At 35.3% G+C, this 14,514-nt stretch carries 17 protein-coding genes; all 17 read right to left on the bottom strand.

Annotation, left to right across the window (positions count from 1 at the left end):
- Positions 1-27 precede the first annotated feature (27 nt).
- The 17 genes from R0K30_RS17355 to R0K30_RS17275 all read right to left on the bottom strand — a co-directional run bounded on the left by R0K30_RS17355 (position 28) and on the right by R0K30_RS17275 (position 14,506).
- Positions 28-1,218 (bottom strand): phage major capsid protein, encoded by a 1,191-nt coding sequence (locus R0K30_RS17355; RefSeq protein WP_410611910.1) that lies wholly within the window; start codon positions 1,216-1,218, stop codon positions 28-30.
- 32 nt (positions 1,219-1,250) lie between these two features.
- Positions 1,251-1,850: an HK97 family phage prohead protease gene (locus tag R0K30_RS17350; protein WP_410611908.1), complete on the bottom strand. Its 600-nt coding sequence runs from the start codon at positions 1,848-1,850 to the stop codon at positions 1,251-1,253.
- Entirely contained in the window at positions 1,847-3,103 is a 1,257-nt protein-coding gene (locus R0K30_RS17345) for a phage portal protein (protein WP_410611906.1), read from the bottom strand. Before R0K30_RS17345 ends, R0K30_RS17350 begins: the two co-directional genes overlap by 4 nt.
- A 223-nt stretch (positions 3,104-3,326) precedes the next feature.
- Entirely contained in the window at positions 3,327-5,027 is a 1,701-nt protein-coding gene (locus tag R0K30_RS17340; protein ID WP_410611904.1) for a terminase large subunit, read from the bottom strand.
- The gene (locus tag R0K30_RS17335; protein ID WP_410611902.1) at positions 5,027-5,515 is read right to left on the bottom strand and encodes a phage terminase small subunit P27 family; all 489 of its coding nucleotides are present in this window, start codon (positions 5,513-5,515) and stop codon (positions 5,027-5,029) included. Before R0K30_RS17335 ends, R0K30_RS17340 begins: the two co-directional genes overlap by 1 nt.
- Positions 5,516-5,750: 235 nt before the next feature.
- Positions 5,751-6,047 carry a hypothetical protein gene (locus R0K30_RS17330; RefSeq protein WP_410611900.1) on the bottom strand — a complete coding sequence of 99 codons (297 nt, stop codon included), beginning with the start codon at positions 6,045-6,047 and terminating at the stop codon, positions 5,751-5,753.
- Complete coding sequence (locus R0K30_RS17325) at positions 6,037-6,369, bottom strand: hypothetical protein (RefSeq protein WP_410611898.1); 333 nt, start codon at positions 6,367-6,369, stop codon at positions 6,037-6,039. The genes R0K30_RS17330 and R0K30_RS17325 overlap by 11 nt, the downstream gene beginning before the upstream one ends.
- Positions 6,341-6,751 carry an HNH endonuclease gene (locus R0K30_RS17320; RefSeq protein ID WP_410611896.1) on the bottom strand — a complete coding sequence of 137 codons (411 nt, stop codon included), beginning with the start codon at positions 6,749-6,751 and terminating at the stop codon, positions 6,341-6,343. The genes R0K30_RS17325 and R0K30_RS17320 overlap by 29 nt, the downstream gene beginning before the upstream one ends.
- Positions 6,732-6,857, bottom strand: coding sequence for a hypothetical protein (locus R0K30_RS17315; RefSeq protein ID WP_410611894.1), 126 nt, complete (start codon positions 6,855-6,857; stop codon positions 6,732-6,734). The genes R0K30_RS17320 and R0K30_RS17315 overlap by 20 nt, the downstream gene beginning before the upstream one ends.
- An 87-nt stretch (positions 6,858-6,944) precedes the next feature.
- Positions 6,945-7,322, bottom strand: coding sequence for a hypothetical protein (locus R0K30_RS17310; RefSeq protein ID WP_410611892.1), 378 nt, complete (start codon positions 7,320-7,322; stop codon positions 6,945-6,947).
- A gap of 313 nt (positions 7,323-7,635) precedes the next feature.
- The gene (locus tag R0K30_RS17305; RefSeq protein ID WP_410611890.1) at positions 7,636-8,391 is read right to left on the bottom strand and encodes a phage antirepressor; all 756 of its coding nucleotides are present in this window, start codon (positions 8,389-8,391) and stop codon (positions 7,636-7,638) included.
- Positions 8,392-8,916: 525 nt separating this feature from the next.
- Positions 8,917-11,562 carry a hypothetical protein gene (locus R0K30_RS17300; RefSeq protein WP_410611888.1) on the bottom strand — a complete coding sequence of 882 codons (2,646 nt, stop codon included), beginning with the start codon at positions 11,560-11,562 and terminating at the stop codon, positions 8,917-8,919.
- Between the two features lie 236 nt (positions 11,563-11,798).
- Positions 11,799-12,437, bottom strand: coding sequence for a hypothetical protein (locus R0K30_RS17295; RefSeq protein ID WP_410611886.1), 639 nt, complete (start codon positions 12,435-12,437; stop codon positions 11,799-11,801).
- 252 nt (positions 12,438-12,689) lie between these two features.
- A complete protein-coding gene (locus R0K30_RS17290) occupies positions 12,690-12,839 on the bottom strand; it encodes a hypothetical protein (RefSeq protein WP_410611884.1) in 150 nt (49 codons plus the stop codon).
- Positions 12,840-12,936: 97 nt separating this feature from the next.
- A complete protein-coding gene (locus R0K30_RS17285; RefSeq protein ID WP_260858192.1) occupies positions 12,937-13,062 on the bottom strand; it encodes a hypothetical protein in 126 nt (41 codons plus the stop codon).
- 30 nt (positions 13,063-13,092) lie between these two features.
- Entirely contained in the window at positions 13,093-14,256 is a 1,164-nt protein-coding gene (locus R0K30_RS17280) for an AimR family lysis-lysogeny pheromone receptor (protein ID WP_410611881.1), read from the bottom strand.
- A 22-nt stretch (positions 14,257-14,278) separates the two neighbouring features.
- Entirely contained in the window at positions 14,279-14,506 is a 228-nt protein-coding gene (locus R0K30_RS17275; protein WP_410611879.1) for a hypothetical protein, read from the bottom strand.
- Positions 14,507-14,514: the final 8 nt, after the last annotated feature.

Here is a 14,514-nt window from a genome sequence, read left to right as displayed (position 1 = left end):
GGCCGTATTAACGACCTCTTCATTTCATTATGATCCAGTTGTACCTTCTACTACCACTGGCGGTTTAATTGTTACAAAATAGCCAGCCTTTTCATCTGCTTGTTTTGTATCAAAGCGTGTTGCAATTGATAGAACCTGACCGTAAGTATCATGATCAATCCATTTTGCAGTAACATCTACTCTATCAGCAAAGAACACTCCTGCTTTTAAATCACCGACAAACATCACCATGTCTCCTGCTTTAGTTCCCAGAACTTCATCATCCACAACACTTACAGGCTTTCCTAAGAATGATTTACCAGAAGGAGAAGTGATATCTTGCTGTAACAAATACTGCCCATTTTTATCCTTCAAGGTATCTAACCATTGATATGCAGACGCAGTCGCAACATAGTCACGTTTATAAGCTTGTTTTAAATCAACATTAATAATTTGTTTAATTCCATCTACATCAGAGACAGTTTTCTTACTAAAAGTTTTCAGTACGTTCGCTACAGCTCTATTTGTTGTAATACGTTTTGTTTGTTGTAAATGCTCTGCAATCAATGCAGTTAAATCAATTCCAGAATCATCAATTGACTCTTGAGAGATAGGCAGTTGACCACGATATGTTTCTACATCATAAGCCACTTTTTTGAATTCTGGTGTAGCAAGCTCTGGATTCTTCGCTAGTTCTGCAACAGAAACTAAACCATTTTTAGCATTTGAAACAACTGGGTATGTACCACTTCCAGTTTTAACAGGTTTTTTATTAACCATTGCTGCAAGATCAATTACATCTTCAGGCTCACGCTGTGGCGTTGTTAATACTTCAATAGGAATTACTGCTGCAGCACCTTCTGTCGTTAAACCATCTCTAACCTCGCTACCATAAGAACGGATAAATGCATTAATTTTGCTTCGTTGTTCCTCTAAGTGATTATTAATTACAGTGTGTTTTTGTTGTGCCATTGAACGTTGTTCCTCATTTCCTTTTTCTGAATTTGTTGGTTCAGTTGCTTCATCTTTTTTAAGACCAGCAATCTCTTCTAAGTCTTTAATATCTTTTTGCAACTCTGTGATTTCTGCTTGAATTGCCTCAATTTTAGCTTTGATGTCTTTTGCTTCGTCTAATTTTCCTTCTTCAGCTTTTCCTTGTGCATCTTCAATTTTGGCATTCATTTCGTCACGCTTTTGTTGAATCAATGAACGTTTTTCAAGTAATTTTTCTTTTAGCATTAAATTAGCTCCTTTAAATTAAAATAGAGCCCTTATAGGCTCATGTTTTTTAGTTTGATAATATCTAAATCGAATTTCATTTTTTCGATTTCATCTTTATTTGACTCTTTGATTGCTTGATCTAAGTTACGTGCATATACATCTGTATCGTTATACGCAGGATAAGTAACTACACTTACATCAGTAAGCTTTGAAATCTTCTTTATTCGCTGAAAGTATAATCCTGTAGTGGGGTTTTTCTCTCTTGTAGCACCTTGCGAAGCGATATTGAAACCAAAGGAACAATTGGAGATGTTACCTAAACGAATATTTTCATAAAGATCATTAGCATATTGGGTGTTCGGGAGACTAATTTCAAATCTTAATCCCACTTCATCAACATCTAATTTCAACGTTCCCGAAGAAGAACGCCCAATGATTAAGCTTGGGTTATGATCAACCAGTGCTCTAACATCACTCATATCAGTTCCATCTAGTGCACCAGGTTCAATCGTTTCAATGAAATCACCTAAAACATTTGAACGTGTATTAAACTTTAAAGCATAACCAGAAATCACTTTTGCTTCACTTTCTTGGCTTGATCTTATCTCTAGGCTTTCATCATTAAAAAGTCTAACTTCTGTTTTACTCAATCTGTCTCACCTCCTTCATCTGAAACTGAAGGAATAGGGAGACTTTTTGCTTTTGCTTTTTGAATTTCATCCATAATGTCAACATCCACATAGTTCAAACTCATAAAGCGTCTATCTCCATTTTCGATAGGTGCGATTCCGTATTCAGCTAATGCATCATTCTGTGAGTAAATACCGTTTTGAAGTAATGCAATGATATTTTCACGCTTTGTTTTAGCGTCCGTTTCTCTGAAACGTTTTGTATCAAATTTAAATTTTTTTGTTTGATAATATGGGTATATTAATAATTTGAAGTTTAACTCAGCAGCAATTGCCGCAAAATAATTCGAAAGGGTGTTGGTGAGGTAGTCAAGGTTTGCTTGCTCCAGGGATGTGTTAACTTGTTCAATACCAAGTTTATGAGGAGGAAGGCCAAATGCTTTTGCTATCTGCTTCGTTCCGTGTGAATAGTTATTAACAATGTTTAAAACTTCTGTGTTAATCTGCAATTGTTCGAAAGACATAGTTTCATCTAATACAAGGACTTTCTGTTGATTGTTTGTACCAGAATAGGCTCTCTCAAAGTTTTCTCTTGCCTTCTCTCTAGAACCATCATTCACAGCTGCCTTGGATAACTTTAAAATACCACCAGGGAGTGTTCCCTTTCTAAAGAAATCGATGTATAATTTTTTCCCAGCTTCTTGGCTTTCTATTTCATACTTTAAGCTTTCTAAAGGAGACCTTCCGGTAATGCCATCGAGTGTGAAAAATTTAATATGTAGCATATTATCAGCTGGAATCTTTCTTTCTGAGGAGTTCTTTTTTGATTTAATTGGATTGTGATAGTAAACTATTTCATTCAAATCTTTTGGCTGATCAATTCTAACTTCGCTATTCCTAAGAGCAATTAATTCAATTGGATTTCCATGTCTATCACGCATAATTTCTATAAACGATTGTCCGTTTAAAAGAGCGTTAGCAACCGTTATATACTTCAAGGAAAACCCTGAATAGTAAGTGTTGGGTCTTTCATTTAAAAGCTTGTACACGTCCTCAGATTCATCCTCGACGCTATTAGTAAGAACGGATATAGGTGATGATGCAATATCTGAAGCAAGTGTTGAAACAGCTGTGAAAATATCACTGTTCTTAATTGCACTTACAGAAGTATATGAAAGACCATCATTTCCTAAAATCGCATCTAGCATTCTATCATATGATCTATCCTCATCCCTCGTTTCAGTTCTAAAATTATTTGATCTAAAAAACGCCACTTATTTACCTCCTCTCTTCTTTTGGATTTATAAGAATAGCGATGAGTATTAGCATAGCTCCACTGACAATAAATCCAATTGTGAGACTTTTCATGTACGCTACCAAAAGAAAGAATACAAGTCCACAAAGGAAAAACAAAGTATGTAAATTGTTCAGTAAAAACACCGTTAAATTTTTGAAAGCAGCCCCAATTTTATTTAATCGCATCATTTCACTCCTATCTCATAACGCAAAGTTAAAGTTTGAATAGTAATCATCATCAATTCTATTTACATAATGATGCATCGCTTCATAATGAGCTGTTATTGTAGCTACTATAGGATCAATCTTCTCCCGATTCTTTTCCTTATCCAATCTAATAAGATCGTTAAATCGAACAGTAACAGCATTATTTATCGACATTGTTAATAAAGGGTTGTTGCTATGTAATATTCTTCTATCAATCACACACAATCGAAAATCAACTGCTGGCTGAGAAACAACCGTAGCCTTTTGCCTAACTTCTATTTGTTCATACTCTTCAAGTTCATTCAAGACAGTCTGAGCTAAAGCAGGATCAAACATAATTCCTTTAACAATCAAATCATTTTCTTCTATATGTCGCTTAATATAATCAACAACTTGTTTAGGATTGATTATTCCTGATTCTTTATCTGTGATCGTACAGTATCCTTGTTGTGCCAATTCTTCATAATTAATCTTATCTCTTTGACACTTGGCTTCTAGGCCGTATTTAGTCCCTACAAAAGAATGACTGTTTATATAGAATCTTTGCTCATCATCATTTAGAGGATATATCCAAGACACAGCAGCCAAATCATCAATTTTAGCCATATCAAGACCTATATAGACCTCTTTACCTTTAATATCTGGAGCCTTTTCTACAGCGCAAGCATCCCAGTCCTCAATTGGTATGTAAGATTCATTACTTATCTGTCTCCATACATTAAAATTCTTTACATATAAAGGGTTCATATTCTTCTGTCGTTTCGCTGCCTTCACGTCAAGCATTAAATTTTCAGATAAATGTTGAGAGTCAGGATCTTCTAATCTTGGATTCGATTTGATCCATGTCTCAGGCATATCAACTTCTTTTTCAACATCATCTTGCTCGTAGATAGCAATGAAATATTCATCCATTTGTTCTTCGCCTTTTAAGACACTTTCCAGCATTTGTATTTCTTTGTACATCGGTACATTAGGATTCAATCCAGCCGTACTTATAATCGCTAGTAAGGAACTTTTCAAACCTATTTGTCCAGACTTCAATACATTTAACATTTTCAAATCTTTGCTCTCGTGAAATTCATCGACAACTGCTACTGTTGAAGCAAATCCATCTAGCTTTCCTGTATCCGCTGCAACAGGATATGCCTTACTTCCTGAATATTTATCTTCAATAACATCATTTAGCAATTTCACATCTTTTCTGACCATCTTAGACTCTCTAGCAAGAATGGTGAACTGACCATGCATATAATCAAAGCCGTGTCTCGCTTGTTTCATTGCGTTAGATGCGAAAATGATCTTTCTATTTAACTTCGGGAATTGTCCAAGATAGAATTCTTTTCCGCCAATTCCTCCAGCAATTAAACTTTTCCCATTTCGTCTAGCCATAGAAATCATCGCTCGTTTAAATCGTCTATAACCATTATCTTTTCTTATCCAACCGAACAATGAACCAACAATCCATTTCTGGAACATTAGGAGTTTTAGGGGTTGTCCTGTTTCTGGATCTGAAAGAGACTCCATAAAATCAATTGATTCCTGCGCTGCTTCCACATCGAATGTAAACGCAAAAGCATCACCTTTGGATCTTTCAATGTCATTCAAATGCCTTCTACAAGCTAAAACAATTTTTTCACAAGCGATGATTTCACCCTTTACAACCTTTTCGGCATACAGAGTGGTTTCATCTAGCATTATGATTCACGCCTTTGTTTAAATCTTTTCATCGGATCTTCTTCATCTTCGTTTTCACCTAGTCCGACAATTCGCAAACGAGAGTCTAAAGTTAGTCCTAGTTGCCCAGCGATTCCCCTTATTTCTTTAGACATGGTATTCATGATATCTACAGAAGGGTTTTTCTTTTTAACTTCATTTCCTTGACTGTTCAACTCGAACATAATTTGTCCATTTAGAGCGATATCTTTTAAAGCTTCACGATATTGAGCGTAGCTGTTACAAAAGACAGCAAATAAAGTTGAGTCTAGTTCGCTTACAGGGAGTTTAATAATATGGGGATAAATTCTTTTCCATTCATTCTTTCCAACAGTAGACAGCCAGTGAGGGGGATTTTCATGGAGTGGTTCAAAATCTTTCAGCGTCTCTTCTTGTTTCTCTCTAGCGATTCTTTCTTCTTTTGTGATTTGTCCTTTTAGAGTTTCTGTTGTTTGTCTTGCTCTCGCCACCATCCCACCTCCTTTCGTCTGACACATTAATATCTTTAGTGAGCTAAAGCGATTTAAACAAAATAAAAAAGCTGCCCAAAATCTTTATAAAATAAGATTCCAAGCAACTTGGGATATGTATATGAGAATAAGAATTCAGGGGCAAAAAAGTAAAATTTCAACTTTTCATTTCAACATTTTAGACTGAGAAGAGGGTACGTGGATTATCTAAGCTTCGTATACCTACCCCGTTTAATCAAAGGGGGGACTTATCTAGCTCTTGTAAATACTTTTGACTAGTACGATCATCTTTCATCGCAATAAACTCTTCTACTTTCTTCTCTCCTAAGCTTCCTTTACAGCCCCAAATAGCCGCAGGAATTTTAATGTCATATTGACTATCTAACGATCTTAAAGTTTCTGCGTCTTCATCAAAGCTTATAAGCAATTCCTTCAACTCTTTACTCTTTTTACGAATGCTGTTTGAAGTATCTCTAATATCCTTGGCAAGTCCATTCACAATCTTTTGAACACCTTGATCATTAAGCTTCATACTTACCTCCGAGTTCATTCGTATCCAATTTAATTCTTACAACATCAACACTACCTTCCTCTAAATGTTCAATTAAGAATCGAGTGGGCTTCGCACCTGTTTCATCATCTGTTTCCCAGTCGAACGAAATCCTCGTTTTACCCTTAATTAAGTTACCTCCAATTCTAACCTCTGGAACACTGTTGTGATCATGTAGCTTAATTTCTAATAGAGGTTCAACAAAATCTTGCTTAGCTTCACTCCACATCTTTGTTGTTCTTCTACGATTTCCATTAGTAATAATGTTATGTGTTTTAACTGTTTTGAAGTTCACTTGCTTCATCCTCTCCTTTCCCAAATGTTATTTGATTATGATGATACTGACACAGCACTTCTAAATTATTCAAATCAGTCCGTGCGCTTTTATGATGCAATACATCTTTCAGTTCCATATACTTATGATGAACAATCAATCTATTGCTGCGATTACTCTTTCCTTCTTCTTTGCACATAGCACATCTAAAATGACTTTCAAGCAACTTAGCTTCTCTTAGTCCTTTCCACTCTTTTGAATGGTAATAGCTGTACTGTTCTTTATTGTCTCTGTTATACCTCACATCTTTGTTGTATTGCTTTTGCTGGTATCCTGTATGCTCATCGCAATACTTAGATGACCAATCAATTAAAACTCTACACCTTGAAGCGTTACATCGTTTTAATGGCATTACTCTTCATCTCGACCTTGATGCGATTCAAGAATACAACAGAGATAGATATCAACAGTGTTGTCACGTCTGTCATTGGTTCTTCGTTTAAATTCTTCTTGAGCATCTGAAAGATCATCATAGAACAATGTGAAAGGATCACAGAAATCATTAAACACTACAAATTTTGAATCCATAACTAAGTCCTCATCCTTTACACGTAATATTCTTTTGTATATAACATATTCCGTACATTTGCAGCGGTCTCATTATAAGTCATGCCTAATAAAGTTTTTGGAAATTCAATGCTTCCTTCTGGTTCATCTCCAGTTAAATAGTAATCAATCTCATATCCTCTTATCTGCGTTTTGTAAATTTCACCATCTTTATACAGTGTTTCAACTATTGGTCTTACATGCCCAAAGACGATCTCAGCATTGTTGTTCTTATACTTCTCGTTCTTGTTTTCAAAGTAAGCTTCAGTCTTCTTTGATTCACTCATAAACAAATTATCCTCTGTTTCTGCAATCATTTTATCCAACCTTTTTCCAACTTTTTTCTGTGCATCTATAAATTTATCTAATTGATCCATATGTTCTCCTCCAATTAATAAGAGAGAGCATCATAGACACTCTCTCCGTTATATTCATGTGTTTATATAGGGTTATGTATTTGAAGTTGTTAACGAAGTATTATCCTAATTCAGAAGGCGTTCTGTAGAGTTATAATGGTATTGTGGATTGTTTACTCATCTTCCTTTGACGCAAACACCTTATCATTCAGAAGAATAGCTTTACTCGCATGAAACCAAGTTGAGCCCATACATCTTCCACATTCCATGTCTTCGTCTTTGAAATAAAGATCACACTTTGTACAATATATACCTGAGTCTAATAACTTCTTCTTCATCCAATAAACATCTCTTTCTTCAGTTTCTTGATGAAGTAAACTTGGCCTTTACCTGTGATGCGTGGAGTGAAACTGATCCTTTCAGTCCCATCAGGTAACACAGTAATATTTTGCCTCGCTTCAATTACACCAAGATCCATACTCTTTTGAGACGGTCTGTTCCAATCTTGAGTTAGCAGATAACCTTCTTCTCTAAGCCATGCAAAGAATCGGTTTCTTCCCATAGGAATACCAGCGTTCTTCATCTGTGTTGCAAATTCACCTAGACTAATAGTTCCATCTGAGTTTTCGATTAATACAGCAAACTCAACCTTTGGAGCTTGTTCTTCTAATATACGTTCGTTATATTTATTCTTTTCTTGTTCACTCTTCAACTGAGTGGCTAATCTAATGATGAAATCAGGATTAGTTAAAGTTTCTTCTACAGCTTGTGGTGTTAAATATCCACCATGTTTACGAATTGCAGGAATAACTTCATGAGTGATCCAACGTTTAAATTTTCTCGCCTCTGGTTTACGGCTACTTAGAATTAACGCATATAAACCTGGTTCATTAATCGTAGCAAACTCTCTTTTTTGTCTGCCATCATTTAAAATGATATCAGCTTTTTCATCGTCATCAAGACGACTTAGTGCTTGACTTGGGTTTCCGATTTCTAAAACATCACACACATCTTTTGCTACAAACCATACTTCTTCATTCTTCACTACTGACCTTACTTGTTGTTCTTCGTAATTAAAAATTTGTTCCATTGAAATACCTCCGATTATTTGATTTGTGCAAGCAGAGAAAGCCCTTCGACCATTAAGGCGGGCTCCATCTCTTACATCAACTCATCTAAGCTATTGGAGGCTAAATTGTTTGCCAAGCGTATATCCTATTGAACATACGGTACGATAGAGCGTCTCACCTCTATCCCATTCCCTGTTACTCTTTTCTGTTGCTTGTCTGCTGCATCACAGACCAAAACAATAAAAGTCTTGCTTTCCATTGAAAAGTCACTTATAATGAACTCATCAATAAAGATGGCGTAAGTATGTTTAATTGTCCTTGAATTAAGCAGCGCACCGAACTATTGTTCAGTACACTTAAAACAAAAGGAGAATTAAATGAAAGTGTTGTATCAACTTGGAGGAGATGATTCAACCGTAAAAATGAGTAAAGGAAACTAGCACTACTGGCTACAAAGTTTTCGTGCGGCAACAAACGGATCGATCTTTACACTGTAGCTCCCCTTACTATTACGGAATTACGACACCACCCTGAAAACCTTGATTCTATGCGGTTTTCGGGCTATTTGTGTTTAAAAGTGTGTTTTTTTGTTTAAAAGCGTTCAAGAAGTTGTCATTTTGCGTATCAAACAATACCTTCATCAACCTCTTTCTCTCCTTGCTTTTGTCGATCTTTCTAAGAATCGAATACATTGTAGCTGGTTTAACTTTAAGCTTTTGCATCTTAAACTTGTAATATCTAAATTCGTCATCAATTACCAGATATTCTTCCGACTCTTTTTCGTTCTCTTTCATATATTTGTAAACTTTGTTTATTTTGTTGCACATATCTTCTATATATTTTTCAATCTTCTGTTTTTGATTTCTGTCTCCATCTGCTACCTTTTCTTTCACAAGTAAGTCAATCATATTAACCACTTCTTTATTTTTGCCCTTTTTGCCCCCTTGTGCTTTATCCAAATTACTCATTACATGAAATAACATATCCATAGGGCATTCGTGTTGCTCTGTGTTATCTGAAGTGTTAGAGCTAACACATTTCCAGAACTTCGGTTTCGGTCTTTTCTGTAGACCAAGAGCTTTCTCTACATTCCCGATTTCTTTCTTTATATCAATCTTGTAAAATTTCTTCGCCAGGTCAATGCAAATTCCAGATAGTACGGTCATTACATCAATTCTCTTTAACAGATAATCTCGCCCTTCTGTTTCACCCTTTGAAATCATATCCCAATAAATAGACATGCAATTTTGACCGATATTTGTTACTCGACCAATATTCTTTTGGCTTTCAGACAGTTGATTGTCAATCTTACACATGTCTAAATTGTTCAATCTATACGGAAGACTTTCTCCCTCTACACGATTCAAGCACACTTTATACTCACCAAAGCATTGTTTTCCAACTTCAAGTAGTACAGGGTGATCAAAAATAACCATTGTATCTGAGTCGTAGTCGCAGCCTGACAAAATGTCTTGTATCTCAAAGTCAATTGCGTTTACGCAAACAATGTTACGTGAGAGGTTAAAATATGTATCAATTTCTTTTACAATCTTATTCTTTACCACAAGAACATTTGAAGGCGATGTATTTGGGTTTCGAAAAGCAACCACTTCTTTTTCTGATTCAAACATCGTTGTATGTACTTCATTGCCTTCTAAAACTTGTCGCTGAGGTTCCTGACCAATTGCGTGATAAAGGTATTCAATTGGATTACCTAAAAGAACACAATAATCGCCTGGCAATCTAACTTTCCCTCTTTTTACATATTCAACGTGTCTATGTATTTCTTTTGATCGGAAGGTTTTAAACAAGTTTGTCTGAGCAAATTTTTCGTTTCTTCTATATACAGCAATCATCATTTCATGACAATTGATATCATTTTGTTTCTTTTCGATATGTTCTATGAATTTTTCTATGTCATTTTTCAAGCCATATGTATAATCAATTTCATATTGAAGAATGTCTTCAACGCCTTGCTTATGTATAGGTAAACAGTTAATCATTTGGTATGAAGTTTGCTGCAGAGTCTGATCTAATTCATTCTTTCCTCGTTTAGATTCTTTTTCATGCTTAACGACTCCCCACACATTCCCTTCTGATTCAATAAGGTTCTTCCAATGCTCCCACAAATCCAACTCAGAATCTAATACATTGCTAAATTTTAAGGCCTTTAATGATGTAGGAGTGAAAATGAATTTAACGTCAGATGCTTTCATCTTCTGTCCGAACATGTTTTCTAATTCCCAATGATCATATTCAATCTCTTTCGGGCATTGATCTTGAAGAAATTTTTGGATGTTGCAATTGAAAGCGGCTGATTTGAACATATGATTACGAAGCAGCATCATTGATGTACCTTTTGGAAAGAACTCTGATGAAAGTAAAGACTCTCCATCAAAAAGACTATTCGATACGGTTGCATTTTCTTCGACACTATCAAGGAAACCATTTTTGCCTGTTCTAATTACATTACAAACCTTTTCAAAATCACTCGTTTTGTCTTTGACGAGAAGGATATGCTTTGGATCAATATGTACAGTTGATTCTAATGAGCTTCCTACAAGTGACTCATAGGCCAGTAATCCAGCCAAGTCAACTCGTTGATCCTTTTCGAACGGAAGATACATCCTAGACCACTCAATCATTTTCTTATGTAAGGATTCTTTGATGAACAAGCATTGCCCTGTTCGACTCTTACTGCTTGATCGTTTATAGGCAACATATTTAACCTCTGAAATCTCTCCTGTTTTTCCATCAACCGTTCTAATCGTGAAGCCATTCTCGTAAAGAATTTCTCTCAACTCGCTAATTTTGACTTCATTTTGCCATTCAGGTTTATCCACTTTCGTATGTAAATATTCAATCTCACTATCTAGTTGTTCTTTTCGTTCCTCTTTTATTTCGGGATTATCTCGTTCCTTCTGTTTTTCTTTAATTTTCGTCTTGATCGAACGCACCTTTGTTTTAAATTTAACATTGATTACGTCACTACTTGTGTCTTTGTCTGAATACTTTACAGTTGTAATTTGAACTCCTTCTTTTCTGAGTTTAATGGACTCGAGACTGTATGGAATTAATCCACCAAAGTTTTTAGGAATATTTTTACCTCTATTCATATGTTCGTACAAATGACTTGCTTCAATAGACTGAATGTAAATAGGCTTGTTGTTCACTTTGTTTTGTTTAGTCAATAAATCATCCTCCAATGATAATCAATAAGATAAAATTCGATTCTAACGAAGAGCAATTTTTGCGATTCGTAGATACTGTATCTTCTATGTATCTTCTATGTATATTTATATTAGAATACTCTTCTATATACACTCCTCGCAGTGCAGCACTAACAGGAGTGTACCTCTGCATTTTCAAATTCTAGAACTGCATTTTCATTTCTTACCTCTGCATGTACAGGAGTTAGGTGAAAACCCTAATATAACGGCTCTAAAATGTGGTAGTGATTGTTCCATTTATCAAACACCAAAGCGTCATTTTCATCATAGTCATTATTTGTCTCTAATTTGTGTGACTTTATTTTCACAAGCTTTGCCTTCTTTAAAGAATTATTTGCGTTTGATATTGTTGTACTTCCCATCTTCAGCCTTTGTTGCAGGGTTTCAAATCCCACAAAGCAGTAATCCCTTGAAGCTAATTCTCTCTCGTTTATGTGACTCTTGTAATAGAAAGCTAATCTAATGCCATTCGAGTCTATTTGATCATTCTTGAAATATGTAAATATGTTTGGGTTCATCTTGCAGAACATTTGATCTTTTTTTACTTCTCCATTAAATATGACTTTCAGAGTTCCTTTGGTTGGGAGCTTCTCGATTTTATTTCTGATAAGGTTATGCTTATGTAAGGTGTTTAAACGCTTCTTCAATGTCCTAGCATCGCTGATTTTAAGAAGATTTTTCAGTTTGAGATGATCTACTTCCATCTCTTCTTCATTGAAATTTCTGAAATTCATATAGCAAAGGTAAGCGTATAGATGAAATTCCTGATTCGTTATGTAAAAATTTTCGTTTCTTATGATATGCGTTGGGACTTCAACATGGATTTTTTTAGTCAATAGGCATTCTCCTGTCTATGTATTACTGCTTAATAGGCCATTCTAGGCATTCTTTGGTTTCACTTCACTTAGTACTCCACTAACCTTTTCATCGTTCTCATAAAGCCAGAACACTCTCTGTTGCTGTGTAAATGCTTTGCACACTAAATTACACCCAGCTTCTAAAAGTTTCTTATGTACGTGATGCGAGTAGCAGAAAAAATATTTTGATCGCTTCATTCGTTTTCTCCTTTTCTGAATAAAATTAAAGTTTTATTTAAAATCTTTTGATGATGCACCTTCACCTGGCTCAGATAACATACGAAGGCTTTTATCATATTGTCTGTTTATGTATTTTGAAGCTTTCTTGATACGTTCCTCTTTGTCTGACTCAACTAATTTCTCATTGTCGTTTAGTTTCATAGTTAATTCTCCTTTTGTTTTATATTCAAATCGTTTTACGTGGAACGATATATCAAAAAGGCAGGGATTCAATCTCCCCACCTTTCTAATATGTAAATCATCCACCGTTGCCCATTGCTGCAGTTTTGATGAATTCGATAGCTTGCTCCGATGTTTGTCCTGAAGCAAATCCAACACTGAAAATTGCGACAGCTACGATTAAAAATAATGCTGTTTTCTTCATTTAATCACCTCCTTTCAATTGATAAGGTTTCTAGTGAGCAATAAGTTCCACTAGACTCTTGTCCGCACCCAGCCTTTCGATATTTCTTAGGGGTAGTTGGAGCGTGTACTTGTCTCCAGTGTCCTTAAAAAGTTTCACCGATTGACAATAACAATTAAAATCATTCATCAACAACCCTCTTAAAAAGGTATTGTAAGCTAATTCGTGATTGCTTGAATCCCTTTCGTCAAGCTGATTTAAAATTGCTCTAGCTTGATCATTACGCTTGTTAACAATATGATGGAAAGCCACCTCTTGCATGTCTGTAGTATCTCTTGAATCTAAATCTAACCATTCGTTTTCTTCTTTGTTCCATACATTTTCAAGCATCGCTAAACTTCTTTTGATTTCCCTTTTGTATTCTGAATTAGCATTTGCGTATCCTAACCCTTTGAAGAAGTTCTCTTTTGCTTTCTCGTAGCTTGTATAGATATATGAGTTACCAAGATGTAGACAGGCGAAAACAGCGAATCTATCAATCTTAGTTTCTGATAAAGCCATTCCTGCATTGAATCGTGCTCTTTTAAGCTTGTTCTGACTTACTGCTGCACTAGCACTCATAATCAACAGCCTACATCTATAGGAATCGTTAACGTAACCAGTTATATGAAGTGAATCCACATCGATTAAGTCAGCAATTTCACTCATCAATCCGAACTCACCTTTTGAACACAGTGGATATAAAAGCAAAATATTCTTAAATACATTCATTTCAGGTGTCTTCGTGTTGACCGATCCCACTTTATTCATCGCTTCAAGATACGTTAAATTACCGTCTTGAACCTCGCTATGAATTGAATAGATTTTATACCATTCTTGAGACTTTCCGTTGTGAGCATCCTTCATTTTATCCAGTAATGCATTACGTTCAATGTAATATTTATTTACATCTAAATATTCAAGAGCCTGTCTTGCTGCAGACTTATTTGGATCAAGCGTCATTATGTATTCTCCCATAACAACTCTTTCATTTGCTGGATCGATTTCTTTGACAATATTTATAATACTTTGAATATCAGTTGTTTCTTTTCTGTGGTCATTTAGAAATCGGTAAAAACCACTTCTATCCGTATAGCCTGCTATTCTTGCTAATTTCATTGCCATTGAAGAATCGTCTTCACACTTGCTTTTGATGAATGTTTTTAATTTGCTCAATCCAATATCCCCCTAGTTTCTTCTATATGAATTGCAAATCTTTATCTGTCTCAACATCAGCTGCTAGATCAAATAGCTTGATCATCTTGTTGATTTCACTCTTTGGGAGCAAGTCAAATTCTTTGATATGCCTGTTGTGCTGAAGCCATAATGGAAATCGGTCTAATAGATCTTCATTCTGTGCTATGAACTCATGCATCATTATGTTTTGCGCTAGTTGCCAAGATGAGAAGTTTTGCATATCTCTCATTATAAATC

Origin of the sequence: Bacillus sp. SIMBA_154 (assembly GCF_046536015.1) — a bacterium.
GTDB lineage: Bacteria > Bacillota > Bacilli > Bacillales > Bacillaceae > Bacillus > Bacillus pumilus_P.
This window is presented reverse-complemented; position numbering and strand designations above follow the sequence as displayed.